Annotated in this window: 23 protein-coding genes; 1 reads left to right on the top strand and 22 read right to left on the bottom strand. The window is 68.2% G+C overall.

Going from position 1 to position 23,309, the window contains the following annotated elements:
• Window positions 1-53: 53 nt before the first annotated feature.
• The 14 genes from tpiA to ACFWB0_RS17550 all read right to left on the bottom strand — a co-directional run bounded on the left by tpiA (window position 54) and on the right by ACFWB0_RS17550 (window position 13,233).
• Window positions 54-869, bottom strand: coding sequence for a triose-phosphate isomerase (gene tpiA / locus ACFWB0_RS17615; RefSeq protein WP_378491757.1), 816 nt, complete (start codon window positions 867-869; stop codon window positions 54-56).
• Window positions 870-873: 4 nt separating this feature from the next.
• Window positions 874-2,085 carry a phosphoglycerate kinase gene (locus ACFWB0_RS17610; protein ID WP_378491756.1) on the bottom strand — a complete coding sequence of 404 codons (1,212 nt, stop codon included), beginning with the start codon at window positions 2,083-2,085 and terminating at the stop codon, window positions 874-876.
• Window positions 2,086-2,114: 29 nt separating this feature from the next.
• The gene (gene gap / locus ACFWB0_RS17605; protein WP_378491755.1) at window positions 2,115-3,131 is read right to left on the bottom strand and encodes a type I glyceraldehyde-3-phosphate dehydrogenase; all 1,017 of its coding nucleotides are present in this window, start codon (window positions 3,129-3,131) and stop codon (window positions 2,115-2,117) included.
• Between the two features lie 123 nt (window positions 3,132-3,254).
• Window positions 3,255-4,232 (bottom strand): DNA-binding protein WhiA, encoded by a 978-nt coding sequence (gene whiA / locus ACFWB0_RS17600; protein ID WP_378491761.1) that lies wholly within the window; start codon window positions 4,230-4,232, stop codon window positions 3,255-3,257.
• Window positions 4,229-5,254: a uridine diphosphate-N-acetylglucosamine-binding protein YvcK gene (yvcK, locus tag ACFWB0_RS17595; protein WP_378491754.1), complete on the bottom strand. Its 1,026-nt coding sequence runs from the start codon at window positions 5,252-5,254 to the stop codon at window positions 4,229-4,231. The genes whiA and yvcK overlap by 4 nt, the downstream gene beginning before the upstream one ends.
• Window positions 5,251-6,174: an RNase adapter RapZ gene (gene rapZ, locus ACFWB0_RS17590; RefSeq protein WP_378491753.1), complete on the bottom strand. Its 924-nt coding sequence runs from the start codon at window positions 6,172-6,174 to the stop codon at window positions 5,251-5,253. Before rapZ ends, yvcK begins: the two co-directional genes overlap by 4 nt.
• Window positions 6,171-8,330 carry an excinuclease ABC subunit UvrC gene (gene uvrC, locus ACFWB0_RS17585; protein WP_378491752.1) on the bottom strand — a complete coding sequence of 720 codons (2,160 nt, stop codon included), beginning with the start codon at window positions 8,328-8,330 and terminating at the stop codon, window positions 6,171-6,173. Before uvrC ends, rapZ begins: the two co-directional genes overlap by 4 nt.
• Before the next feature lie 10 nt (window positions 8,331-8,340).
• Window positions 8,341-8,814, bottom strand: coding sequence for a PH domain-containing protein (locus ACFWB0_RS17580; RefSeq protein ID WP_378491751.1), 474 nt, complete (start codon window positions 8,812-8,814; stop codon window positions 8,341-8,343).
• Window positions 8,811-9,308, bottom strand: a complete 498-nt coding sequence (gene ribH / locus ACFWB0_RS17575; RefSeq protein WP_378491750.1) for a 6,7-dimethyl-8-ribityllumazine synthase — start codon at window positions 9,306-9,308, stop codon at window positions 8,811-8,813. The genes ACFWB0_RS17580 and ribH overlap by 4 nt, the downstream gene beginning before the upstream one ends.
• Window positions 9,308-10,558 carry a bifunctional 3,4-dihydroxy-2-butanone-4-phosphate synthase/GTP cyclohydrolase II gene (locus ACFWB0_RS17570; protein WP_378491749.1) on the bottom strand — a complete coding sequence of 417 codons (1,251 nt, stop codon included), beginning with the start codon at window positions 10,556-10,558 and terminating at the stop codon, window positions 9,308-9,310. Before ACFWB0_RS17570 ends, ribH begins: the two co-directional genes overlap by 1 nt.
• A 74-nt stretch (window positions 10,559-10,632) precedes the next feature.
• Entirely contained in the window at window positions 10,633-11,238 is a 606-nt protein-coding gene (locus tag ACFWB0_RS17565) for a riboflavin synthase (RefSeq protein ID WP_378491748.1), read from the bottom strand.
• A gap of 37 nt (window positions 11,239-11,275) precedes the next feature.
• A complete protein-coding gene (gene ribD / locus ACFWB0_RS17560; protein ID WP_378491747.1) occupies window positions 11,276-12,292 on the bottom strand; it encodes a bifunctional diaminohydroxyphosphoribosylaminopyrimidine deaminase/5-amino-6-(5-phosphoribosylamino)uracil reductase RibD in 1,017 nt (338 codons plus the stop codon).
• Window positions 12,289-12,972, bottom strand: coding sequence for a ribulose-phosphate 3-epimerase (rpe, locus tag ACFWB0_RS17555; RefSeq protein ID WP_378491746.1), 684 nt, complete (start codon window positions 12,970-12,972; stop codon window positions 12,289-12,291). Before rpe ends, ribD begins: the two co-directional genes overlap by 4 nt.
• A 111-nt stretch (window positions 12,973-13,083) precedes the next feature.
• Complete coding sequence (locus tag ACFWB0_RS17550) at window positions 13,084-13,233, bottom strand: hypothetical protein (protein ID WP_378491745.1); 150 nt, start codon at window positions 13,231-13,233, stop codon at window positions 13,084-13,086.
• A 93-nt stretch (window positions 13,234-13,326) separates the two neighbouring features.
• On the opposite strand from ACFWB0_RS17550, the gene ACFWB0_RS17545 reads away from it, so the two are divergent.
• Window positions 13,327-14,175, top strand: a complete 849-nt coding sequence (locus ACFWB0_RS17545) for an SDR family oxidoreductase (RefSeq protein WP_378491744.1) — start codon at window positions 13,327-13,329, stop codon at window positions 14,173-14,175.
• 120 nt (window positions 14,176-14,295) lie between these two features.
• Here ACFWB0_RS17545 and ACFWB0_RS17540 read toward each other — a convergent pair whose 3' ends face one another.
• The 8 genes from ACFWB0_RS17540 to fmt all read right to left on the bottom strand — a co-directional run bounded on the left by ACFWB0_RS17540 (window position 14,296) and on the right by fmt (window position 23,272).
• Window positions 14,296-15,225: a 1-phosphofructokinase family hexose kinase gene (locus ACFWB0_RS17540; RefSeq protein ID WP_378491743.1), complete on the bottom strand. Its 930-nt coding sequence runs from the start codon at window positions 15,223-15,225 to the stop codon at window positions 14,296-14,298.
• Between the two features lie 40 nt (window positions 15,226-15,265).
• Window positions 15,266-16,513 (bottom strand): glycerate kinase, encoded by a 1,248-nt coding sequence (locus ACFWB0_RS17535; RefSeq protein ID WP_378491742.1) that lies wholly within the window; start codon window positions 16,511-16,513, stop codon window positions 15,266-15,268.
• A 68-nt stretch (window positions 16,514-16,581) separates the two neighbouring features.
• Window positions 16,582-18,129 (bottom strand): SLC13 family permease, encoded by a 1,548-nt coding sequence (locus ACFWB0_RS17530; protein WP_378491741.1) that lies wholly within the window; start codon window positions 18,127-18,129, stop codon window positions 16,582-16,584.
• A complete protein-coding gene (locus ACFWB0_RS17525) occupies window positions 18,126-18,785 on the bottom strand; it encodes a response regulator transcription factor (RefSeq protein ID WP_378491740.1) in 660 nt (219 codons plus the stop codon). Before ACFWB0_RS17525 ends, ACFWB0_RS17530 begins: the two co-directional genes overlap by 4 nt.
• A complete protein-coding gene (locus ACFWB0_RS17520) occupies window positions 18,782-20,335 on the bottom strand; it encodes an ATP-binding protein (protein ID WP_378491739.1) in 1,554 nt (517 codons plus the stop codon). Before ACFWB0_RS17520 ends, ACFWB0_RS17525 begins: the two co-directional genes overlap by 4 nt.
• Window positions 20,325-20,813, bottom strand: coding sequence for a hypothetical protein (locus ACFWB0_RS17515; RefSeq protein ID WP_378491738.1), 489 nt, complete (start codon window positions 20,811-20,813; stop codon window positions 20,325-20,327). Before ACFWB0_RS17515 ends, ACFWB0_RS17520 begins: the two co-directional genes overlap by 11 nt.
• A 102-nt stretch (window positions 20,814-20,915) precedes the next feature.
• On the bottom strand, window positions 20,916-22,352 hold the full coding sequence (locus tag ACFWB0_RS17510) for an RsmB/NOP family class I SAM-dependent RNA methyltransferase (protein ID WP_378491737.1): 1,437 nt from the start codon (window positions 22,350-22,352) through the stop codon (window positions 20,916-20,918).
• Complete coding sequence (gene fmt, locus ACFWB0_RS17505) at window positions 22,349-23,272, bottom strand: methionyl-tRNA formyltransferase (protein WP_378491736.1); 924 nt, start codon at window positions 23,270-23,272, stop codon at window positions 22,349-22,351. Before fmt ends, ACFWB0_RS17510 begins: the two co-directional genes overlap by 4 nt.
• Between the last annotated feature and the right edge of the window lie 37 nt (window positions 23,273-23,309).

Raw genomic sequence — 23,309 nt, 5'->3', positions numbered from 1 at the left:
GGATCGGTTCGGATCCTGCGCCCCACAGTGGTGAAACCGGTGTGCCGGTTGGCTTACAGCAGCGGGCCGCCTGCAGCGATCGCCGACAGCTGCGCGAACTCGTCGGCCTTGAGCGACGCGCCGCCCACGAGGCCACCGTCGACGTCGGTCTGAGCGATGAGCTCGCCGACGTTCTTGGCGTTGACGGAACCGCCGTAGAGGACGCGGACGGATGCCGCGATCTCGGGCGAGGAGAGCTCGGCGAGGGTGGCACGCACTGCGGCGCACACCTCCTGGGCGTCGGCAGCCGAAGCGACCTTGCCCGTGCCGATGGCCCAGACCGGCTCGTACGCGACCACGATCTTGGCGATGTCGTCGGCGGACAGGCCGGCGAGCGAGCCCTTCAACTGCTCGACGTTGTACGCGACGTGGTTACCGGCCTCGCGGATGTCGAGGCCTTCACCGATGCACACGATCGGCGTGATGCCGTGCGTGAGCGCGGCCTTCGCCTTGTCGCGGACGATCGTGTCGGTCTCGCCGTGCAGCGTGCGCCGCTCGGAGTGACCGACGACCACGTAGGTGCAGCCGAGCTTGGCGAGCATCGCACCGGAGATCTCGCCGGTGTAGGCGCCGGAAGCGTGGGCGGACACGTCCTGGGCGCCGTAGGTGAGCCCGATCTTGTCGCCCTCGATCAGGGTCTGCACCGAGCGGATGTCGGTGAACGGCGGGATGACGGTGACGTCGACCTTCTCGAGGTACTTGTCGGGAAGGGTGAACGCGATCTTCTGTACCAGAGCGATGGCCTCGAGGTGATTGAGGTTCATCTTCCAGTTGCCCGCGATGAGCGGCTTACGTGCTTTCCGGGCAAGCGGAGCGCCGGGTGATGTCACTGTGTTAACCTTCCAGAACCGAGATACCGGGCAGTTCCTTGCCCTCGAGGTATTCGAGGGACGCTCCACCTCCGGTGGAGATGTGCGAGAACCCGTTGTCGGGCAGCCCCAGCGAACGCACCGCCGCGGCCGAATCGCCGCCGCCGACGACGCTGAACGCGCCCTTGCCGGTGGCTTCGACAATGGCCTCGGCGACACCCTTGGTGCCTGCGGCGAACTTCTCGAACTCGAACACGCCCATGGGGCCGTTCCAGAACACTGTCCGTGCCGAGGTGAGCAGCGACGCGAATCGCTGCACCGACTCGGGTCCGATGTCGAGACCCATCCAGCCGTCGGGAATCTCGGAGACCGGGACGGTCTTCGCTTCCGCGTCGGCGGAGAAGCTGTCGGCCACCACCACGTCCTGCGGGATGTGCAGTACGTCGGCAAACCTGTCGAGCAAGCTCTTGCAGGTGTCGATCATCGATTCCTCGAGCAACGAGGTTCCCACCGAAATACCCTGCGCAGCAAGAAATGTGAAGCACATTCCGCCGCCGATGACGAGGGTGTCGACCTTCGGTGCGAGCGCCTCGATCACCGCGAGCTTGTCGGAGACCTTCGAACCGCCGAGCACCACCGCGTACGGACGTTCGGTGTCGGTGGTGAGCTTCGCCAGCACCTCCACCTCCGCCGCGACGAGGCCACCCGCGTAATGCGGGAGCAGCTTCGCCACGTCGTACACCGACGCCTGCGCGCGATGCACGACACCGAAACCGTCGGAGACGAATGCGCCGTCGTCGCCGACGAGTTCGACGAGCTCACGTGCAAGCGCCTGACGCTGCGCTTCGTCCTTGCTCGTCTCGCGCGGATCGAAGCGGATGTTCTCGAGCAGGAGGATGTCGCCGTCGGTCAGGCCCTCCGAGCGAGCAAGAGCGTCCTGCCCGACGACATCGCCGGCGAGCTGAACGTTGCGACCGAGTACCTCACCGAGCTTCGCCGCGACGGGCGCCAGCGAGAACTTCGGGTCGTGTTCACCCTTGGGGCGACCCAGGTGCGCGGTCACGACAACCTTGGCGCCGGCCTCGGCGAGCGCCTTGATCGTGGGCGCGGACGCGAGGATGCGGCCGGGATCGGTGATCGTCTCGCCGTCCAGGGGGACGTTGAGGTCGGAGCGCACCAGCACGCCACGACCCTCCACCCCGGTGTCGAGCAGATCCTTCAGCGTCTGAACTGCCACTGTTCGGATGTCCTGTTCGGTGTGAGGTGTCAGAGGGACTTGGCGACGAGACCGATGAGGTCGGCCAGGCGGTTGGAGTAGCCCCACTCGTTGTCGTACCAGGACACGATCTTGACCTGGTCGTCGATGACCTTGGTCAGCGGCGCGTCGAAGATCGACGAGTGCGGGTCGGTGACGATGTCCGAGGACACGATCGGGTCGGTGTTGTACTTGAGGATGCCCTTGAGCGGTCCCTCTGCGGCAGCCTTCATCGCAGCATTGATCTCCTCGACCGACGCCTTGGTGCGCAACTGCGCGGTGAGGTCGGTGACCGATCCGGTCGGGATCGGCACGCGCAGCGCGTAGCCGTCGAGCTTGCCGAGCAACTGCGGAAGCACCAGGCCGATGGCCTTGGCGGCACCCGTGCCGGTCGGGACGACGTTCAGCGCGGCGGCGCGAGCGCGACGCAGGTCAGAGTGCGGGGCGTCCTGCAGGTTCTGGTCCTGCGTGTAGGCGTGCACCGTCGTCATGAGGCCCTTCTCGATGCCGAAGCTGTCATCGAGGACCTTGGCGATCGGGCCGAGGCAGTTCGTGGTGCACGAGGCGTTCGAGATGATGTTCTGGCTGCCGTCGTACTTGTCGTCGTTGACGCCCATCACGACGGTGAGATCCTCACCCTTGGCGGGCGCGGAGATGATGACCTTCTTGGCGCCGGCCTCGAGGTGGCCCTTGGCCTTCGCGGCGTCGGTGAAGATGCCGGTGGACTCGACGACCACGTCGACACCCAGATCGCCCCACGGAAGTGCGGCGGGGCCTTCCTTGATGGACAGGGCCTTGATCTTCTGGTCGCCGACGACGATGAAGTCGCCCTCGACACGGACATCCTTGCCGAGGCGACCCAGGATCGAGTCGTACTTCAGGAGCGTCGCCAGGGTGTCGTTGTCGGTGAGGTCGTTGACCGCCACGATCTCGATGTCCGTGGTGCCGAGCGCCTTCTGCGCCTCCACGGCACGGAAGAAGTTACGTCCGATACGACCGAAGCCGTTCACGCCTACGCGGACAGTCACAGTGAAGCTCCTTTGCCCAGAATTTAAGATGATTGTGCTGGTGTAACCACCACCCTAATGTGCGTGGTTCACCGCGCGGGATCCACCCTTGCGTGGCATGGATCACCACTTCAGGGTGACGCGCTACGCTTCCTCGAGCAACTCTGCGGTCACCGCCGACTCGGTGTCGGCCACCCCGAGTTCCTTCGCGCGCCGATCGGCCATCGACAACAGACGCCTGATCCGACCGGCGACAGCATCCTTGGTCATCTGCGGATCCGCGAGCTGGCCGAGTTCCTCGAGCGAGGCCTGCCGGTGCTGCACCCGCAGTGCGCCTGCCGCCGCGAGGTGGTCGGGGACGTCGGCACCGAGGATCGCCAGGGCCCGCTCGACCCGTGCTGCTGCCGCGACTGCGGCCCGCGCCGACCGTCGCAGGTTTGCGTCGTCGAAGTTCGCGAGCCGGTTGGCGGTCGCGCGCACCTCGCGGCGCATGCGACGTTCCTCCCAGGTCAGCCGGGTGTCCTGGGCGCCCATGTGGGTCAGCAGCGCGCCGATGGCCTCGCCGTCGCGGAGCACGACGCGGTCGGCGCCGCGCACCTCACGCGCCTTGGCCGTGATCCCGAGACGGCGGGCCGCCCCCACCAACGCGAGCGCGGCCTCCGGCCCGGGGCAACTGACCTCCAGCGCCGAGGAGCGCCCCGGTTCGGTGAGCGAACCGTGCGCGAGGAACGCACCGCGCCACGCGGCAGCAGCATCGGACACACTGCCGCCGACCACCTGCGCAGGTAAGCCTCGAACCGGCCGGCCGCGACTGTCGAGCAACCCGGTCTGCCGAGCGAGTGCCTCACCGTCCTTGCCTACCCGCACCACGTACCGCGAACTCTTGCGGAGCCCACCCGCACCGAGAACGAGGACCTCCACCTGGTAGCCGTACAGCTCGAAGATCTCTTTGCGCAGCCGCCGCGCAATCGACCCCAGGTCGACCTCGGCCTCGACGACGACGCGACCCGCGACGATGTGCAGTCCACCGGCGAACCGCAGCAACGACGACACCTCCGCCTTGCGGTTGCTGGTGCGGGTGACGACGAGCCTGCTCAACTCGTCCTTGACCTCCGCTGTCATTGCCACGAGACGATCTCCCTTCCGCCACCGCCGACGGAACTGCTGTATCCGTCCGGCTTGGTCAGATACTGTCCGAGCGCCCTCGCCAATTTGGCGGGGTCATGCCGATGAGTGCCGGTCTCGGCCACATCGACGAAGTCCACGTCGGCACCGAATCCGGACGCCGCGCGGCGAAGATGCTCACGTTCGCGCCCCACCGGCACCGACGCCGCATCGACGACGACGTTGTCGACGCGGAAGTCCGGGGCATGCTGCGCCAGAACGTGCAGATGCCGCTCCGCGGAGAACCCGGCGGTCTCCCCCGGCTCGGCAGCCAGATTGAGTACCAGCACCTTCCGTGCGTTCGTGTGGACCAGGGCATCGTGCACGTCCGGGACCAGCACGTGCGGGATCACACTCGAGAACCACGAGCCCGGCCCGAGCACCACCAGGTCGGCGTCGCACACCGCGTCCAGCGCATCGGGGCTTGCCGGTGGATTGGCCGGGATCAGCCGGACACGCCGCACCTTCCCCGGCGTGGTCGCGACCGCGACCTGGCCACGGATACATCGGCTTGCCCGCGGATCGGATTCGAGCCCGGAGACGTCCGCCTCGATGTCGAGGGCTATCGGTGACATCGGCAGAACCCGGCCGCGCACCTGTAGCAGACGCCCCACGGCGTCGAGAGCGGCGACGGTGTCGCCAAGGACCTCGTTCAGGCCCGCCAGGATCAAATTGCCCACCGAGTGCCCGGCGAGGGCGCCGGTTCCGCCGAAGCGATGCTGCACGGTCTCGGTCCAGACACGTACATCGGGGAGGTCGGCGGACATCGCGGCGAGAGCCATGCGCAGGTCACCCGGCGGGATCACGCCGAGCTCGGATCGCAATCGACCCGACGAGCCGCCGTCGTCGGCAACGGTCACGACGGCCGTCACCCGCTCGGTGAGCTGACGCACGGCGCGCAGCGTCGCGTACAGCCCGTGCCCCCCGCCGAGTGCCGTGATCGCCGGACCGGTCGGAGAATCTCCGAGATAGGTGCTCACTCGCGCCCCAGATCACGGTGCACGACATGCACATCGAGTCCGAGTTCACCGCTCAATCGCCCCGCCAGGGCTTCGGCCATCGCGACGCTGCGATGTTTGCCACCGGTGCAGCCCACCGCGATCGTCATGTAACGCTTGCCCTCACGTCGGTAACCGGCCGTCGTCAGGTCGAGCATCCGCAGATAACTGTCGAGAAACTCCGGTGCGCTCTCGTGGGACAGCACGTAGTCACTCACCGGCGCGTCGCGGCCGGTCTGCGGACGCAGGTCGGGAACCCAGTGGGGGTTCGGGAGGAAACGCACATCGCATACGAGGTCGGAGTCCATCGGCAGACCGTACTTGAAACCGAACGATTCGACGGTCACCTGGATGGTGTCGGAGGTCGCATCTCCGAAGGCCGTTTCGATCTTGCGACGCAACTCCGGTCCGGTGAGCGCGGAGGTGTCGACCACGAGGTCGGCGGCACCCTTCACCGGTGCGAGCTGTGCTCGTTCCGCGGCGATCCCGTCGATGAGAGTGCGGTCGGCGGTGTCGGCCTGCAGTGGATGACTGCGGCGCACCTGCTCGAAGCGTCGCACGAGCACGGCGTCGGTCGCCTCGAGGAACAGCACGCGGGTCTGGACCGGCCGCGCGGCCAGTTCGTTGACGACCTGGCCGAGATCGCCGGTGAACAAGCGGCTGCGCACATCCATGACGATCGCGAGCCGCTCGAGCGGCGGATCGGCGCGAACCGCGAGATCGATCATCGAGATGACCAACTGCGGCGGGAGATTGTCGGCGACGAACCACCCGAGATCCTCGAGCGCAGTGGCCGCGGTACTCATCCCAGCCCCCGACAGCCCGGTGATGATGATCACCTCGGCACGACGAGCAGCACCGTCCCCATCGGACCCGATGGTCTCTCGATCCACATCCGTCATTGCTGCGACTCCGCTCGTACTTCCGACACGCCGACGGTGCCATCATCGCTCACCGGCGTGTCTCCTGCATCCGGGTCGAGTTCCGGAGTCGGGTCGGCCGGTGGTGGCGAGGCGCCGTTCGGCGTCTCGCCGCGGAGTGCGTCATGCACGGTCTGCGCGGTCGCGCGGCCGACCCCCGGGACCGCGGTGATCTCCTCGACGGTGGCCTCCCGCAATTTCGCGACCGACCCGAAATGCGTCACGAGTGCCTTGCGGCGCGCGTCGCCCAGACCACGGATACCGTCGAGTGCCGACGCCGTCATGCGCTGCGAACGCTTGCTGCGGTGGAAGGTGATGGCGAACCGGTGTGCCTCGTCGCGTACCCGCTGCAGCAGGTAGAGGGACTCGCTCGCCCGCGGCAGGATCACCGGATCCTCCTCGCCCGGCACCCACACCTCCTCGAGGCGTTTCGCGAGACCGATCACGGCGACATCGGTGATACCGAGATCGTCGAGGACCTCGGCCGCCGCCGACACCTGAGGCGCACCGCCGTCCACGACGTACAAGTTCGGTGGATACGCGAACCTGCGCGGCCTGCCGGTGACCGGATCCAGCGCAGCCTCCGGCGCGGTGTCGCCACCGTCGGCGCCACCCTCACCTGCCGCAGCGTGGGCAACGTCACGGTTGTGCCGGAGGAACCGTCGGCGAGTGACCTCGGCGATCGAGCCGACGTCGTCGGACCGTCCGTCGCCTGCGGCCTCCTTGATCGCGTATCGCCGATAGTCGGATTTGCGGGGCAGACCGTCTTCGAAGACCACCAGTGAGGCAACGACATCGGTGCCCTGCACATGGCTGATGTCGACGCATTCGATACGCAGGGGCGCCGAGTCCAGGTCGAGTGCCTCCTGGATGCCCTGCAGTGCCGCCGAACGCGCAGTGAAATCGCCCGCCCGCCGTAACTTGTGCTGGGTCAGTGCTTCCTTCGCGTTACGCAGTACCGTCTCGGCGAGCGCCTTCTTGTCGCCGCGCTGGGGCACGCGCAGCCGTACCGGTCCGCCTCGGAGTCCGGAGAGCCAGCGGCTCATCTCGTCCGGGTCGGGCGGCAGCGCCGGAACGAGCACCTCGCGTGGCACCGCGCTTGCGGCGCGATCGATGTCGGCAGCTGTAGTGAGCGCGACCTCCTCCCCGTAGAACTGGGTGAGGAACTGCTCAACGAGCAGCGACATCTCTTCGTCCCGATCCGCGTCGTCGGATTCGGCCGGCCGCGCGCCGCGGTCGGTCGGCCGATCGACGACATCGCCGGACTTCTCGACGACCCAGCCTCGTTGTCCGCGGACGCGGCCTCCGCGCACGTGGAACACCTGAACGGCGACCTCGAGGTCGTCACCGGCGAACGCGACGAGGTCGGCATCCGTTCCGTCGCCGAGCACCACGGCTTGCTTCTCGAGCGCCTTGCGGAGCGCCCCGAGATCGTCGCGCAGGCGTGCCGCGAGTTCGAAGTCGAGTTCTTCGGCGGCGGCGTGCATGCGTGCTTCGACGTCGCGGACCAGCCGGTCTGTGCGGCCGGCGAGGAAATCACAGAAGTCGTCGACGATCCGGCGATGTTCGTCGGGATCGACCCGGCCTACGCACGGCGCCGAGCACTTGTCGATGTACCCGAGCAGGCACGGCCGCCCGATCTGCGAGTGCCGTTTGAAGACGCCGGCCGAGCAGGTGCGGGCCGGGAACACCCGCAGCAGAAGATCGAGGGTTTCCCGGATCGCCCACGCATGAGAATAGGGACCGAAATAGCGCACACCCTTGCGTCGGGGACCGCGGTAGACGAACAGTCGCGGGAACTTCTCCCCCACACCGACGGCAAGCATCGGATACGTCTTGTCGTCTCGATAGCGCACGTTGAAGCGCGGATCGAATTCCTTGATCCAGTTGTATTCGAGCTGCAGGGCCTCGACCTCGGTGCGCACCACCGTCCACTCGACACTGCCGGCGGTGGTGACCATCTGCCGCGTGCGCGGGTGCAACGAGGAGACATCGGCGAAGTACGAGTTCAGCCGCGACCGCAGGTTCTTGGCCTTGCCGACGTAGATGACCCGGCCGTGCGGGTCGCGGAATCTGTACACCCCCGGCTCCGTGGGGATGGTGCCGGGGGCGGGGCGGTATGTCGAGGGGTCGGGCACGACGTCCAGGCTAGTCGTCTGCTCCGACACCCCGACCGTAGCGTGCTTCGATCTCGCGGAAGCGTTCCAGGGCGTCGACGGCGTGCGCACCGTCTCGGGCCTGCACCGCGACCACAGCCAGATACTCGTCATCGGGAAGCTCGAGATGTGCCCACGGCGCGTCGTGCGGGAACGAGACGCCGTACACCTGATTCCAGCCGAAGAGCTTTTCCTGGAACATGTTCCGCACCAAGACACCACTCGCACCGGCGCGCAGACGAGGTCGGGTGAAGAGCAGCACACCGGACGCGACGACGAGCCCGATCGCGACCATCGCGATCTGGTCGGCGATGCGCAGATTCACGCCGGTGTCACCGCCCGATCGTAGGACGAGGGCGGCGCCGATGTGTCCGACCACCAGGAACCCGGCGATGAGCTGCGCCGCGAGGGTCATCTTGCGAGCGCGGACGTCGAGTTCCCACTCGGTGTCGGTAGCGGCGGTCACGGCGTCGTTTCCCGGAGTCGACGCAAGGTGACGGCGGTGTCGAGTGCGGCCGCGCACGCCTGACCGCCCTTGTCCTCGACCGAATCCGGCAGCCCCGCGCGGTCGAGTGCCTGCTGCTCGGTGTCGGTGGTGAGCACACCGTTGCCGACGGGGGTGCCCTCGTCGAGCGCTATGCGCGTCAACCCGTAGGTCACCGCATCGCACACGTACTCGAAGTGCGGGGTCCCGCCGCGGATCACAACGCCCAACGCGACCACGGCATCGTGGGTGCGGGCGAGCTGCTGCGCGACCACGGGCAGTTCGATCGCGCCGGCCACGCGCTCGACGGTGACGTCCGCGATCCCGACTTCCTCGGCGACACGCTGTGCCCCCGCGATGAGCGCATCGGAGATCTCGGCGTGCCAGCGTCCCGCGACGATCGCCAGACGCAGACCCGCGGCGCCCGCGCGGTGCAGGTCGGGGAGTTGCAGGTCGGGTAGCCCTTCACCGCTCATCAGGCGTCACCGGCCTCGTAGTCGTCGAGCCCGACCAGATCGTGACCCATCCGGTCGCGCTTGGTCCGCAGGTAGGTCAGGTTCTCGGCGTTGGCGCGCAACGGCATCGGGACACGCTCGGTGATCTGCAGTCCGTATCCGTCCAACCCGACCCGCTTGGCAGGGTTGTTGGTGAGCAACCGCATCGACGACACACCGAGATCGACGAGGATCTGCGCGCCGATGCCGTAGTCGCGGGCGTCGGCGGGGAGCCCGAGTTCCAGGTTGGCGTCGACGGTGTCGGACCCGGCGTCCTGCAGCTGATATGCCTGCAGCTTGTGCATCAGGCCGATACCGCGCCCCTCGTGGCCACGCATGTAGAGCACGACACCGCGGCCTTCCGCCGCCACCATCTCGAGTGCGGCGTCGAGCTGCGGACCGCAATCGCACCGCAATGACCCGAACACGTCACCGGTCAGGCATTCGGAGTGCACGCGCACGAGCACGTCCGCGCCGTCGCCATCGGGCCCGGCGAGGTCGCCGCGGACGAGCGCGACGTGCTCGACCTCGTCGTAGATGCTCTGGTAGCCGACCGCGGTGAAATCACCGTGCCGGGTGGGGATGCGGGCCTCGGCGACACGCACCACATGCTTCTCGTGCTTACGACGCCACGCGATGAGGTCGGCGATGGAGATCAGCGCGAGATCGTGCTCGTCGGCGAACACGCGCAGCTCGTCGGTGCGGGCCATGTGGCCCTCATCCTTCTGGGAGACGATCTCGCAGATCACACCGGCCGGGCGCAGATCGGCCATACGGGCGAGGTCCACAGCGGCCTCGGTGTGGCCGGGACGACGCAGCACGCCGCCTTCCTTCGCGCGCAGCGGCACGACGTGGCCGGGACGGGTGAAATCCAGCACGGTCGAATCGGGGTCGGCGAGCAGCCGCATCGTGGTGGCGCGGTCGGACGCCGAGATGCCGGTGCCGATGCCTTCCTTCGCGTCGACCGTGACCGTGTAGGCCGTGCCGTGCTTGTCCTGATTCGTGGAGTACATCGGGGGCAGCCCGAGCCGGTCGCAGTCGTCGCCGTCGAGCGGCACACACAGATATCCGGAGGTGTAGCGCACCATGAACGCTACAAGCTCGGGAGTGGCCTTCTCCGCGGCGAAGATGAGGTCGCCCTCGTTTTCACGGTCTTCGTCGTCGACCACGACGACCGCCTTACCGGCGGCGATGTCGGCGACCGCGCGCTCGATGGTGTCGAACCTCGTCACTTGCCCTGACTCCAAATCTTCTAGTCGGACGACTCGTGCTTCGCGTCCACTGTCCTGTTCCACAGTACGACCTGTCACCGAGCGTTCCGCAGTCGCTCCACGTACTTCGCAATCACATCGACCTCGAGGTTGACGGTGGTACCGGGCTCGGCGCCGCCGAGCGTGGTCAGCGACAACGTCGTCGGGATGAGAGAGATCTCGAACCATTCGTCGCCGGGTTCGCCGCCGAGCGCCGACACCGTCAGCGACACACCGTCGACGGTGATCGACCCTTTCTCGACGACATACCGGGCGATGCTCGCGGGCAACGAAATCCGGACCACCGTCCAGTTCTCGGACGGGGTACGCGAGAGCACAGAACCCGTGCCATCGACGTGCCCCTGCACGATATGACCGCCGAGACGACTGTTCACCGCCGCCGCGCGTTCGAGGTTGACGCGACTGCCAGGCGCCAGACCCTCGAGGCTCGAACGGTTCAGTGTCTCCTGCATCACATCCGCGGTGAACGAGTCGGTGTCCACCACGTCGACGACGGTCAGGCACACTCCGTTGACGGCGATCGAGTCGCCATGTTTTGCGTCGGTGGTCACCACCGGGCCCCGCACAGTGAATCGCGCGGCGTCCGCGAGGTCTTCGCGCGCCACGATTTCACCCAGTTCTTCCACGATGCCGGTGAACACGTTCGGCTCCTTCACTCCCGGCCAGGGACCGGGCTCATCAGTCCCGTTCCGGGACCAGGGTCATCAGGACATCAGCGCCGACGGTCTCGACGCGCTCCCGACGAAACCGTAGCGCCTCGGCGATCGTCGTGACGCCCGCATCCTGCACCGCCGCGCTTCCTGCCCCGAGCACGACCGGCGCGATGTACGCCTGGATGCGGTCGACGCGACGGGCCGCGAGGAACGCACCGGCAAGACGCGGACCGCCCTCGATGAGGACATCCGGGTGGTCGGTCAGTGCCGCAAGGACCTCGTCGACGTCGTGAGTACGCAGAACGAGGGTGGGGGCGCTGTCGTCGAGCACCCGCGCATCGGTGGGGAGGTCGCTGAACCCGACGACCACCCGCAGTGGCTGATGCGGCGCGAGGTCACCGTCGGGCAGGCGTGCCGTCAGCCACGGGTCGTCGGCGAGTACGGTGCCGGTGCCCACGATGATCGCGTCCAACCGGCTGCGTTCGTCGTGCACGCGTGTGCGTGCGTCCGGGCCGGAGATCCACTGGCTGGTGCCGTCTGCGGCGGCACTGCGCCCGTCGAGCCCCGCCGCGTACTTCCAGGTCACATGTGGCCGATCGGTGCGTTGCCGGTGCAGCCACGCCCGCAGGGGGCCGTGGGCCACGGCGTCGGCGCCGAGGCCTTCGTGAACCGCTATGCCCGCGGCACGCAGGGTGTCTGCACCGCCGCCTGCGACCGGGTTCGGATCGGCGATCGCGTAGTGGACGGTCGCGATGCCGGCCTCGATCAGGGCCTGCGCGCACGGTCCGGTGCGACCGGTGTGGTTGCAGGGTTCGAGAGTGACGACCGCGGTCCCACCGCGCGCCCGCTCTCCGGCGACCGCCAGCGCTCGCACCTCGGCGTGTGGACCGCCCGGAGGCGCCGTCGCACCGACGCCGGCGATGCGACCGTCCGCGGCGACGATCGCCGCGCCGACCGGCGGATTGGGGCTCGTCGTCCCGCGAACGGCTTCCGCCGCGTCGAGCGCGAACTGCAGCGCTTCGGCGAGTTCCGGTGCGGTCACGGCGCGAGGGTCAGATGCGGCGAGGCCTTCCCTGCCTGCGCGCGCAACTTGCGTACCGCCTCGCCCGGGTCCTCCGCGCCGTAGACAGCGGAGCCTGCGACGAAGCAGTCGACGCCGGCTTCGGCAGCGGCTTCGATGGTGTCGGCGTTGATACCACCGTCGATCTCGACGAGCAGACGCAGTTCACCGGAATCCACCAGCCGCCGCACAGCACGGGCCTTGTCGAGTACGTCGGGAATGAAGGACTGACCGCCGAATCCGGGTTCGACACTCATCACGAGGAGGGTGTCGAATTCCTTCAGGATCTCGAGGTACGGCTCGATGGGGGTGCCGGGCTTGACGGACAGTCCGGCCTTCGCTCCGGCGGCACGGATGTCCCGAGCGACCGCGACAGGGTCGTCGGTGGCTTCGGCGTGGAAGGTGACGTTGTGCGCACCGGCTTCCGCGTACGGGGGCGCCCACCTGCCCGGATCCTCGATCATCAGGTGGCAGTCGAGAGGAATCTCGGTTGCCTTCAGCAACGACTGCACGATCGGCAAGCCGAGGGTCAGGTTCGGCACGAAATGCGCGTCCATGACATCGACATGCAACCAATCGGCGCCGGCGACGGCCCGGGCCTCGTCGGCCAAGCGTGCGAAATCTGCGGACAGGATGGAGGGAGCGATCATCGGGTGGGCCACGTCTGGCAAGTCTAGTGCGCGCGGTAGCAGCCGGGGTCGGGGCGGGCAACACACCGAATCCGGGACCTTTCCCCTGGTCGGCGAGCCGGCCGGATGGTTCCCTGGAGAGGGTCACGGCACTGTGCCCACAATCGTGGGTAGTCCGCCGATCTCGGCGAGGTGCCATCCGGTCCGTGTCCGCTGCCACATCGCGGTGGCGATCACCTCAGCGCCGCAGGGGGGTGCTCCGGTGATCGCGACCGCGATGTAGGCCGATCTCACCCACCGGTCCACGAATTCACCACAACAGGTGAATCTCCTTCAGGAATCCTGCGGCGCCCCCATACTCGACGGCATCCGACGAAGGAGGCACCGATGAGCACTTCAGATCCGACACCACTCGCCGGCAAAACCATGATCATGTCCGGCGGGAGCCGTGGAATCGGCCTCGCGATCGCGTTGCGCGCCGCGCGCGACGGCGCCGACATCACACTGATCGCCAAGACCGACACCCCGAATCCGAAGCTTCCAGGCACCATCCATACTGCCGCCGCCGAACTCGAGCGGGCGGGCGGGCAAGTGCTGCCGTTCGTCGGCGACATCCGAGACGACGACGCCGTGGCCGACGCCGTCCAACAGACGATCGCACGGTTCGGCGGTATCGACATGGTCGTCAACAACGCATCCGCGATCGACCTGTCCCCCACCGCCGATATCGCGATGAAGAAGTACGACCTCATGCAGGACATCAACTGCCGCGGCACGTTCCTGCTCTCGAAGCTGTCGATTCCCGCACTGCGCGACTCCGCGAAAGCAGGCCGCAATCCGCACATCCTGACCCTGTCGCCGCCGCTGAACCTGTCGCCGAAATGGGCGGGCGGGCATCTCGCTTACACAATGGCCAAGTACGGAATGAGTCTGACCACGCTCGGACTGGCAGAAGAGTTGAAGAACGACGGCATCGGCGTCAACTCGCTCTGGCCGCGCACCACCATCGCCACCGCGGCGGTGCTCAACCTTCTCGGCGGCGAAGACATGGTCAATTCCTCGCGGACACCCGATATCTACGCCGATGCCGCATACGTGGTCCTCACCTCGCCGAGCACCGAGGCGACCGGCAACTTCTACATCGACGACGAGGTGCTGGCCGCTGCCGGGGTCACCGACCTCGAGCCGTACCGGGCAGGCGACGGCGAGTTGCAGCTCGATCTGTTCCTCGACTGACTACGCGTCAACCTCCGGTACTTTCCTCCGGTTACACGGGTTTCCGCAGGTCGTCGAGCCACGGAAAGCCGGAGACCTGGAGGAAAGTTCGGGCGACGCGGTGCTGCCGGAATCGCGGAGTCACAGATCGCGGGCGAGCGCGTCGAACCGGTCGATGTCTTCGCGGCGACAGACGTGGCTGCCTGCCGTGAGCAAGGCGGCGGAGCCGCAGGCGACACCCAGCGACAACGCGTCACGCAGCGACCGGTCCTGCAACAATCCCACGACGAGCCCGGCGACCATGCTGTCGCCGGCCCCGACCGCGCTGCGCACCTCGACATCGAGGGCAGGCACCTGCACTGTGTCGTCGGCCGTGACCATGATGGCGCCGTCCGCACCCAGCGACACCACGACGACCTCCGCGACACCGCGTTCGACGAGCTCGCGGGCTGCGGATATCCGGTCGTCCGACGTGGGGAGGTGGTGACCGACCCATTCACACAGTTCGTCCAACGACGGTTTGACCAGGTACACCCCCGATTCGATGCCGGCGAGTGCGTCGCCCGAAGAATCGAGGACGAATCGCGCGCCCGCATCGCGGGCGGCCTCGGCGACCTTCCGCATGAAGGAGCTTGGCACACCGGGCGGGAAGCTTCCGCTGGCGACCACATATTTCGCGCCTTTCGCCACCTCCGTCAGCGTGACGAGGCACTGTTCCTGCTCCTCGGCGGTCAGTTCCGGCCCCGGGGTGACGAACCGGTATTCGAGACCACTCGTGCGGTCGATCGCGGTGAAGCATTCCCGGGTGTCGTCGGCGATGGGCACGATGTGTTCTTCGACATCATCGTCGTCGAGTAGCCCGCTCATCTGTTCGCCGCGCGCACCTCCGGCCGGATACACCGCTGCGGCCGACGCACCGAGAACACGCGCGACCTTCGCAACGTTGACTCCGCCCCCGCCTGCGTCGTAGAACGGCTCGTCACACCGCAATTTGCGGGTGGGCACCACCGCGTCGGCGAAGGTGGTGACGTCGAGGGCCGGGTTCATGGTCAACGTGACGATCTCGGGCATGATCGCACCCTAGCGGCCGCATCTCCACAAATCCGAACAGTCAGGCCGCGCTGACCGCGGCGACCTGGCGCTTGACCTTGTCGCCGCGCCTCTTGCTCCGGCACGCGACGGCAGAGCCGAGCATGAGCAGCCGCATGGACCGTGCTGCGGCATCGACGAGCAGGTCGTGTCCGTTGGCGACGGCGTCCTCGAGCTTCATCGGCACGGGGATGATCGAGGCGATCGCGCCGATCCCGACGTCGTGCACGTCCGGGGCACCGCGGCCGAGCGACCCGGCGAGCGCGAGCACCGGCACCCCGACCTGCTGAGCGCGTCGCGCGATCTCGGCGGGCACCTTGCCGTGCGCTGTCTGGAAGTCGATGCTCCCCTCCGCGGTGATGATCAGGTCGGCGCGGGCGACGAGCGCGTCGAGATCGATACCGGACAGGCCGCTGTCGAGCAACACGTCGAAGCGCGACGCGATGCGTGCCCCGGCAATAGTGGCGAGTCCGGTGCCGAGCCCACCCGATGCTCCGGTGCCCGGACCGGTCCTGATATCGAATTGGGCGGTACCGCTGTGCTGTTCGAGAACCTCGGCCCACCGGTCGAGCGCGGCGGACAGCTTTTCGACCTGCGCGGGGCTCGCGCCCTTCTGCGGACCGAACACGCGGGCGACACCCCGCGGACCGCAGAGCACATTGTGGATGTTGCAGGCGAGGACGAGCTCGGTGTCGGCGAGGGCGGGATGCAGCGCGTCGAGATCGAGTCGATGGGCATGCGCGAGATGGCGGCCCCCGTCCGGAACGTCGTGTCCGTCGCGATCGAGGATGCGAACGCCGAGAGCACGTAAGGCGCCGGCGCCCCCGTCGCTCGTTCCGGAGTCACCGCATCCGACGACGATGCGACGGATCCCGTCGTCGAGTGCGGCGACGATGAGTTCACCGACACCGCGGGTGGTGGTCGCGCCGGGGTCGCGGCGGTCGCCGGGCACGAGACGCAGACCGGCAGCCGAGGCCATCTCGACCACGGCGGTGCCCGAGGCATCGCCTCCGAGTCGCGCCCAGTGCGCGACCACCGGCTCGCCGACGGGGCCGGTAACGGTGGTCGGAACGAGGACGCCGCCGGTGGCGGCCGCGAGGATCTCGGCGGTGCCCTCGCCCCCGTCGGGGATCGGGACGGTGTCGACGACCACCCCGGGCAGCGCGCGGCGGACACCGATAGCGATCGCCGATGCGACTGTGGGGGCGTCGAGGCTCTCCTTGAATCCGCTGGGCGCGACAAGGATTCGGTGCGGAACCTTCAGTGCCATAGCTTCACTCCGATCGGTGCGGTGAGAAAAATGCGGTGAGAAAAATCAATGGGCGGATACGGGTGGGATCACGGGAAGAGCGGCATGCCCAGCAACGGCCACACGAACCAGGCGAACAACAGCACCAGCACGGCACTGAGCGGACCGAGCACCGCGGACAACCGCAGCAGGTCCCTGCTCGTGTAGGTGGGGACGTCCGACACCGACGAGAACAGTGTCACCGGCTTCGCGGAACTGGGCAGGGTGTGACAGAAACCGGCTGCGGCGGTCGAGATGAATGCTGCGGCAAGCGGATCGACCCCGACGGTGGGAGCGAGCGCGACGACCACGGGAATGAGCACCGCCGAACGGGCCGAACGCGATTGGATCACAAGATGCGCCGCGGTCGAGACACCGACGACGACCACCACGAACAGCGGGCCCGCGGCCGCACCTCGTGCGGTGAGCGGACCGAACGCGGTGTTCGCGAGCCAGTCTGCGGCGCCGCTCGTGGTGAGCGCGGTGCCGATCGACAGGGTGGCAGCCATGAACAACAGCAGCGACCACGGCACGGTCTTCAGCGCCGCTCCGAGCCGGACGGACCCGTAGCGCGGCGACGCCGCGACGAGTGCGCCGAGGAGCGCGACCACTGCCGGATGAATGCCGTGCAGCGGTTCGGTGCACCACAGCACCGTCACCACGGCAAGCAGCACCGCAGACCGGGATTCGGCGACGGTGAACGGTCCGGTCACCGGGGTCGACGAGTGAGCTCCGATGTCCTCGGCAGTGATCGTCAGGTGTCGGCGGCGGTCGTCGGCGGCGGTGAACATCCGCAGCACCAGTTCCGCTGCGGCGTGCGACGAGACGATCGCGAGCGGCAGGCCCAGAAGCATCCACGTCGCGAAATCGAATCCGGCGCCGGTGGCGGTCGCGACGATCTGGCTGGTGATCAGGTGTGCTCCGGCACCGAGCAGGGATGCCACGGCAGACAGCAGGATCACTGTCGGGAACAGCAGCGCCAGTGCGCGCACCAGCCGGGGCCGGTCCGACAGGACCGCGGCGATGGCAACGAAGACCGGCAGAACGAGTGCCGCGCGCCCGGATGTCGACGGCACCGCGAAGGCGGTCACCACGAGCGCCGCGGTCACCAGGTGGATCAGGGCGCGGGGGGTGCGGGCGCCGGTGACGAGGAAGGCGGCGCCGCGTGTGGCCAAGCCCGACGAGGCAACGCCGGCGGCAATCACGAACGCCGACAGCAGCAGCCACACGATGTCGTCGCCGAGGGTGGCGAACAGCGCATCGGCGTCGGTGACCCCCACGACGGTGAGACCGACTGCGGCTCCGAGCGCCACGTAGGTGTCGTCGACGCGGGTGAAGATCCACAACCACACCGCGATCACGAACACGATCAACGTGACCGCGGCCTCCGCGCTGAGAGCAGCGTCGGTGCGGGCGAGATGCACGATGCCTGCGCACGCCGCGACCAGGACTGCGAGGGCAGCGACCCGGCCGGGTGCTGCTCTGCGCTGCACACGCGAAGGCGGCGACGGTGACGTCGGTGGCGTCGGTGGCGTCGGTGAGGTCGGTGACGTCGGTGGCGTCGGGACGCGCGGCGGTGTGGTGGAGTAATAGGTCATCGCAACCGGTATCCCGCTCCGCGAATCGTCTCGACGCGGTCGCCGCCGATCTTGTTGCGCAACGCGCGCACGTACACGTCGACGACGTTGGAGGCCGGGTCGAAATCGTAGCCCCACACGTGGCCGAGGATCTGTTCGCGGGAGAGCACCTGCCCGCGATGGCGCAGGAACACCTCGAGGAGGGAGAATTCGCGGCTGGTGAGGTCGACGGTGGCGCCGCCGACTTCGACGCGACGGGTCCGCAGGTCGAGTGCCAGATCACCGTCGCCGAGCACCGACGTCGGATCGGACGTGCCTGCGTCTCCGATACGCAGTCGGATCCGGGCGAGGAGTTCGGCGAACTGGAACGGTTTGCTCACGTAGTCGTTGGCGCCGCCCTCGAGTCCCGCGACGGTGTCCGTGACGCTGTCGCGGGCGGTGAGCACGATGACGGGAGTGCGGACGCCTTCGCCACGGAGTCGGCCGAGGACGGTGAATCCGTCCATCCTGGGCAGCCCGATGTCGAGGATCACGAGGTCGAACTCGTCGCTGCGGGCCAGCAACAGGGCTGTGTCTCCGTCGCCCGCATGGGTGATGGTGTAGCCGGCGGCGCGCAGGCCCTTCTCCAGGAAGGCAACGATGCGTGTGTCGTCTTCGGCGATCAGGATGCGGCTCACGGAGTTGCGGCCTTTCGTGTGGCGGGTTCGGAGTCGTGGGTGGCGATGAGAAGTTGGTCGGGGTTCGCGATGGTGGGGCGTTCGACGGGAAGGTCGATGCCGAAGGTGGCTCCGTGACCGAGTTCGCTGTGGACCCACGCCGAACCGTGGTGGGCATCGGTGATGGCTCGGACGATGGCCAGCCCGAGTCCCGCACCACCGCGTTCGGGTGCGGGGCCGTCGAGGTCTGCGGCGCTGGGGTTGCCGCGACGGAAACGTTCGAAGATGCGGGTCGCGTCCTCCGGTGCCACTCCCGGGCCGGTGTCGCGCACCCACACCCGGAACAGGTGCTGTCCCTCGTCGTCGACGAAGGCGGACCCCAGCTGGATCACGTCACCGTTGCGAGTGTGCGAGACCGCGTTGGTGGCGAGTTGGAGGGTGGCCTGGGTGACGCGTTGACTGTCGATGTCGGCGACGCCCTCGGCGATCTCCATGAGCTGCCAGTCGCGGGTACCGAGCATCTGGGCCTTGGCTTCGATGTCGAGTGTCAGATCGGTGACGTCGACGGCGCTGCGAGTCACGAAGTCGGGGCGTTCCGCCTTGGCGAGCACCAGCAGGTCGCTGACGATGCGGGCCATGCGGTCGAGTTCGTCCTCGACGAGCCGGAGGGTCGCGGCGCGGGTGGCGGCATCGGCCGTCCGGTCGAGTTCCATCACCTCGAGATGCCCGCGGATCACGGTGATCGGGGTGCGCAGTTCGTGCCCGGCATCGTCGACGAAGCGCTGCTGGGTGTCGTGTGCCTGTTCGAGGCGGTCGAGCATCGAGTTGAAGGTCTCGGCGAGCGCGGCGATGTCGTCGCGCCCGTGGACGGGCACCCGGCTCGTGAGGTCCTTCTCCCCGATTTCGGACGCGACTTCGCGCACCTGGCGGATCGGGGCGAGGATCTGGCCTGCAACGAGCCAGCCGATGATGGCGGTGAGGCCGAGACCCCCGACTGCGACGAGCGCGATGGTGCGAATGGTCTCACCGACCTGTGCTCGCTGTTCGGCGGTGAACACGGCGACGATCAGGGAACCGTTGTCGTTGCCCGACGTCACATCCGCACGGGCCCACCGCATCCGGCCACCGTCGACATCGATGACACCGGAGTTGGCGGGGATGCCGAGGATCTGGTCGAAGAGGTTTCCGTCGTCGGTCAGATCCGGCGGCAGGTCGGGCCGGTCCAGTGCGATACGGCGATCGAACAGTAGTTGGCCACCGAAGACCCCGACGATCACCTCGCCTTCCGAAGTGTGTTGCCGGTTCAGGTACACCTCGAGCATCCGGTCGACGGAGGTGAACGGTGCGGCGGTGGTCGGGTCCACGCCGACGGCCGCGAACGCGCGGAACTCGTCGATCTCCTGCGTGATGTCGGCGTTTGCGTCGTGGTCGACGTCGCTGAGCAGCAGCACACGCGTGGTGAAGACCACCGAGACCAGTGCGACTGCTGTGGTGACGAGAATCCACGAGAGGATGCGCCAGCGGGCCGGCAGAGCCGACCCACTGGGGCGTTTCTCACCGTCACTCGCCATCGTCGTCCCAGTCGTCGCCCTCGTCTGCGTCGTCGTCCCAGTCGTCGTCTCCCCCGTCGTCTCCCCCGTCGTCATCCCAGTCATCGTCCCAGTCGTCGTCCCACTCCTGTTGCGGAGCGGGAATCGGCTGCCGTTGCACATCGGAGATCGGCGGAGACGAGGGGGCGCGCGTATTCGCCGCGGGAGGCCCGGCGGGTGCACCGGTAACGCCGGGAATCGGCGCGGCGCCGCTCTCGGTGACCACCGGCGCCTCGGATGCGTCGGCAGGCGGCATCGGAGCCGCCGACGGTGAGGTGGCCGGATTCTCGACACCGCCCCTGAAGTCCGCATCGTCCGAGGGCTCGACGGACACGGTGATCGAGGCATTACCGACGTCGGGTGACCCGGCGTTTCCGCCGAGTGCCTGACCGGCCCATGCAAGACCCGCCGGGATCACCAAGAGCGCTACCAGCGCAGATATCCGCTTCACGACTGCCATGGCAACAATGTTCTATCGCCGTGGTGAACAGTTCGTGAAACGAAGATGAGAGAGTCTTCATCTTCGCCGGGGCGCGGTGCACTGCGCCCCGGCGAAGATGACTCAACCGATCGGTTTGCGCAGCGCCGCCATGAACATCGCATCGGTCCCGTGCCGGTGCGGCCACAGCTGCACACCCGGTCCATCGCCGAGCTGAGGCACTCCGGGCACGAGTTCGCGGGTGTCTAGTTCTTCGACGCCGTGGCGGCGCACTGCGTCGGCCACGATCGCGACGGTTTCGGACACGTGCGGCGAACAGGTCGAGTACAGCACGACGCCACCGGGACGCAGCAACTCGATCGCGGAGGCCAGGAGTTGCTTCTGCAGGCGCACCAGGTCGGCGACGTCGCCGGGTTGGCGGCGCCACCGCGCCTCGGGCCTACGGCGCAGCGCGCCGAGCCCGGTGCAGGGTGCGTCGACGAGGATGCGGTCGTAGCCGGGGTCGAGCCCGGGTTCGCGTCCGTCGGCCACGTGCACGGTGACCGGCATGCCGCGGGTGGTCTTGCGGACCAGGTCGGCGCGGTGTTCGATCGGCTCGACGGCGTCCACGGTGAATCCGTCGAGGTCGGCGAGGGCGCCGAGCAACGCAGCTTTTCCGCCCGGCCCGGCGCACAGGTCGAGCCAGCGCCCGCCGTCGTCGCCGGTGAGCGGTGCGAGGGTCAATGCCCGTGCGACGAGCTGGCTGCCCTCGTCCTGCACGGCTGCCATGCCCTCGCGGACGGCGTCGAGCCGGCCGGGATCACCGTGATCGAGGTGCACTGCGTACGGCGACCACGGCCCTTGTTCCCCACCGGTGACGAGGGCCAGTTCCTCGGCGGTGATGATGCCGGGACGCGCGACGAGATGCACGATCGGGCGAGCATCGTCGGCGGCGAGCACCTCGGCGAGCTCACCCGCGTCCGCACCGAGCGCGTGTGCGAAGGCCTGCGCGATCCATACCGGGTGCGCGTATCGGAACGAAAGATGCCCGACGGGATCACGATCGGCGTCGGGTGCGAGTCGCTCGATCCACTGATCCTCGGTCTGCTCACCGACACGACGAAGCACGGCGTTGACGAACCCCGCTCGGCCCTGGCCGAATTCGGCGCGCACCAGATCCACGCTGGTGGCGACGGCGGCGTGGTGCGCGACGCGGGTGCGCAGCAGCTGATAGGTACCCAGCCGCAACACGTCGAGCAGCCCACCATCGATCTCGTCGACCGGACGCTGCGCGGCCGATTCGATGACGGCGTCGAGCAGGCCCTGCGCGCGGGCGGCTCCGTAGGTCAGTTCGGTGGCGAGCGCCGCGTCGCGGGAATCGAGTTTCCGTTCGCGCAGCAGGGCGGGTAACACCAGGTTTGCGTAGGCGTCGCGGTCGCGGACCGCGCGCAGTACGTCGCGGGCCGCCGTGCGTGCCGGGTCCACCGCGGACGGCGACGGTCGCCGCGCCTGACGCGGTTTCGCGTTGCGATCGCCGGTGCCCTGACCGGGGCGGCGTGCTGGTCTGCGGGATTCGGTCACTGTGCACGCACCTTCTCATCGAGGCGGGCGCCGCGCGCCCAGTCTGCGGCGGCCATCGCTTTCTTGCCGGGTGGCTGGACGGTGCCGAGCCGGACTGCGGTCGTCGCCGTCCCGATGAACAAACCGTCCTTGCGGGCGAGGATCTCGCCGGGTTCGAGAGTCTCGTCCGTCACCGTGACGGGCCCGAGCTTGACGCGCACGTCACCGATCATCGTCCACGCGCCGGGTGCGGGGGTGACGGCACGGATATGCCGGTCGACGACGTGCGCCGGATGCGCCCAGGTGACCCGGGCCGCGTCGACCGTGATCTTCGGGGCCAGCGAGACCCCGTCGGCGGGCTGGGGCGCGGCGCTGAGGATGCCGTCCGCGATGCCGTCGAGGGTCGATTCGAGAAGGGTGGCTCCGGCGTCGGCGAGGCGTTCGAGGAGGTCGCCTGCGGTGTCGGTGCGGCGGATGGTCTCGGTGACCACGCCGTAGATGGGCCCGGTGTCGAGGCCGGCTTCGAGCCGGAAGGTGCTCGCGCCGGTGATCTCGTCGCCTGCGGCGAGTGCGGCCTGCACCGGCGCGGCGCCGCGCCATGCCGGCAGCAGCGAGAAGTGCAGGTTCACCCAGCCGTGGGCGGGGATGTCGAGGACGTCCTGCGGGATCAACGCGCCGTACGCGACGACCGGGCAGCAGTCGGGTGCCAGTTCGGTCAGACGGGTCACGAACTCGGGGTCGCGCGGTGAGCGTGGGGTGAGCACCTCGATGCCGTGCTCGTCGGCGAGCAAGCCCACGGCCGACCGTACGGCTTTGCGACCGCGTCCTGCGGTGGTGTCGGGTCGGGTCACCACCGCCACGACCTCGTGCCGGTCGGACTCGATCAGTCGGCGAAGCGACGGGACAGCGGGTTCGGGTGTGCCCGCGAATACGACGCGCATGTCAGCGGACCACCGCTTCGACTCGAGGTGGTGCGGT

This window comes from Rhodococcus sp. NPDC060086 (assembly GCF_042730275.1).
In the GTDB taxonomy this organism is placed as follows: domain Bacteria; phylum Actinomycetota; class Actinomycetes; order Mycobacteriales; family Mycobacteriaceae; genus Rhodococcus.
The sequence above is the reverse complement of the archived record's forward strand: the minus strand, read 5'-3'. Positions and strand labels throughout refer to the sequence as shown.

Coding starts and splice junctions, on each gene's coding strand:
- fmt (WP_378491736.1), bottom strand. CDS start 23,272: ATGCGCGTCGTATTCGCGGGCACACCCGAACCCGCTGTCCCGTCGCTT.
- ACFWB0_RS17540 (WP_378491743.1), bottom strand. CDS start 15,225: ATGCCCGAGATCGTCACGTTGACCATGAACCCGGCCCTCGACGTCACC.
- ACFWB0_RS17520 (WP_378491739.1), bottom strand. CDS start 20,335: ATGGCGAGTGACGGTGAGAAACGCCCCAGTGGGTCGGCTCTGCCGGCC.
- ACFWB0_RS17530 (WP_378491741.1), bottom strand. CDS start 18,129: ATGACCTATTACTCCACCACACCGCCGCGCGTCCCGACGCCACCGACG.
- ribH (WP_378491750.1), bottom strand. CDS start 9,308: ATGAGCGGTGAAGGGCTACCCGACCTGCAACTCCCCGACCTGCACCGC.
- ACFWB0_RS17535 (WP_378491742.1), bottom strand. CDS start 16,513: ATGGCACTGAAGGTTCCGCACCGAATCCTTGTCGCGCCCAGCGGATTC.
- ACFWB0_RS17515 (WP_378491738.1), bottom strand. CDS start 20,813: ATGGCAGTCGTGAAGCGGATATCTGCGCTGGTAGCGCTCTTGGTGATC.
- rapZ (WP_378491753.1), bottom strand. CDS start 6,174: ATGACGGATGTGGATCGAGAGACCATCGGGTCCGATGGGGACGGTGCT.
- whiA (WP_378491761.1), bottom strand. CDS start 4,232: ATGACAGCGGAGGTCAAGGACGAGTTGAGCAGGCTCGTCGTCACCCGC.
- ACFWB0_RS17545 (WP_378491744.1), top strand. CDS start 13,327: ATGAGCACTTCAGATCCGACACCACTCGCCGGCAAAACCATGATCATG.